This is a genomic window from Bradyrhizobium sp. PRIMUS42 (assembly GCF_023006515.1).
Classification (GTDB): Bacteria; Pseudomonadota; Alphaproteobacteria; order Rhizobiales; family Xanthobacteraceae; genus Bradyrhizobium.
The window spans coordinates 1-1,582 of record NZ_JALBGZ010001053.1; the positions used below are offsets into that span (position 1 = coordinate 1).

2 protein-coding genes are annotated in these 1,582 nt (G+C 67.4%); both read left to right on the forward strand.

Going from position 1 to position 1,582, the window contains the following annotated elements; all coding sequences use genetic code 11:
* Positions 1–752, forward strand: a 752-nt coding sequence (locus tag MOV75_RS37415; RefSeq protein WP_247007914.1) for a DHHA1 domain-containing protein, incomplete at its 5' end; no start/stop codon positions are given.
* Positions 753–785: 33 nt separating this feature from the next.
* On the forward strand, positions 786–1,582 hold a 797-nt coding region (locus tag MOV75_RS37420; protein WP_247007915.1), incomplete at its 3' end, for an SDR family NAD(P)-dependent oxidoreductase.

Below are 1,582 nucleotides of genomic sequence, written 5' to 3' on the forward strand. Positions count from 1 at the left end.
AAGCCCAGGCCGAAGCCGAGGCGCTGGCCTCGATCGGGCTGGAGGACAAGCTCGGCGTCATCGTGACGGCGTCCGAAGGCTGGCACCCCGGCGTCGTCGGCCTCGTTGCCTCCCGCCTGAAGGAGAAATTCTCACGGCCGGCTTTCGCCATAGCCCTCGAGCCCGGCGGCATCGGCACCGGCTCGGGCCGTTCGATTGCCGGGGTCGATCTCGGCAAAGCGGTGCGGCAGGCCGTGGCCGACGGCATCTTGCTCAAGGGCGGTGGACACGCGATGGCCGCGGGCGTGACGTTGCGGAAGGAGAAGCTCGCCGAATTCCGAGCTTATCTGGAGAACGCGCTGGCGCAGGACGTCGCCGAGGCGCGCCACGTCAACGAGCTCTATATCGACGGCGCTGTCTCCGCGCGCGCGGTGACGACCGAGCTTGCGGCGACGCTGAACCGTGCCGGTCCGTTCGGCAGCGGCAATCCGGAAGCCGTGCTGGCGCTGCCGGCGCATCAGCTCGTCTTTGCCGACGAGGTTGGGCAGGCGCATTTGCGTCTGCGCTTCAAGTCGGGCGACGGCGCCATCGTCAACGGCATCGCGTTCCGCTCGGTCGGCCAGAAGCTCGGCAACGCACTGCTCGCCAATCGCGGCCAGCAACTGCATGTCGCGGGCTCGCTCTCGGTCGATCGCTATCAGGGCACCGAACGCGTGCAATTCCGCGTCATCGACGTCGCGCTACCGGACCAGGGGCCATCCGTGATTAGATAGCAACTGCTTCAAACAACAAAAAAGGGAGTGAACATGGCAGGGCAGGTTGAGGGCAGGGTCGCGCTGGTGACGGGCGGCGCCTCGGGCATCGGCGAGGCCATCGTCGAGCTGTTTGCGCGCGAAGGCGCGAGTGTCGTCATCACCGACATCGACGGCCTGCGCGGCCCCGAGCTCGCCAAGCGCGTCACGAAGGCCGGCGGCAAGGCGATCTTCCTGGAGCAGGACGTCACCAGCGAGGAGCGTTGGATCGAGATCGTCACCGAGGTGGCCAAGCGCTACGGCCGGCTCGACATCATGGTCTCCAACGCCGGCATCGGCATCGCCGTGCCTTCGATCGTCGACATGACACTCTCTGATTGGCGCAAGCAGAACGCGATCAACCTCGACGGCGTCTTTCTCTCGGTCAAGCATTGCCTGCCGCTGATGCGCAAGCATGCCGGCGGCTCGATCGTCATGATGTCGTCGCTGGCGGGCCTGCGCGGCTCGCCTGGGCTGTCGGCCTATTCGGCGACCAAGGGCGGCGTGCGGCTGTTCGCCAAATCGATCGCGATGGAATGCGCGGCGGCGGGCGACGGCATCCGCGTCAACTCGGTTCATCCCGGCATCATCGACACGCCGATTTGGGGCAAGATCCCGACGGGCGCGACCGGCGCTGGGCAGAACGCGCCGATCGATCCGGAGGAGCGGGCGAAAGTCGCCACGCCGCTCGGCCGCGCCGGCCAGGCGGCAGAGATCGCCTCCGGCGTGCTCTATCTGGCCTCCGATGCCTCGCGTTACGTTACCGGCAGCGAGCTCGTCATCGACGGTGGCATGAACGCGGGCGGCGTGCC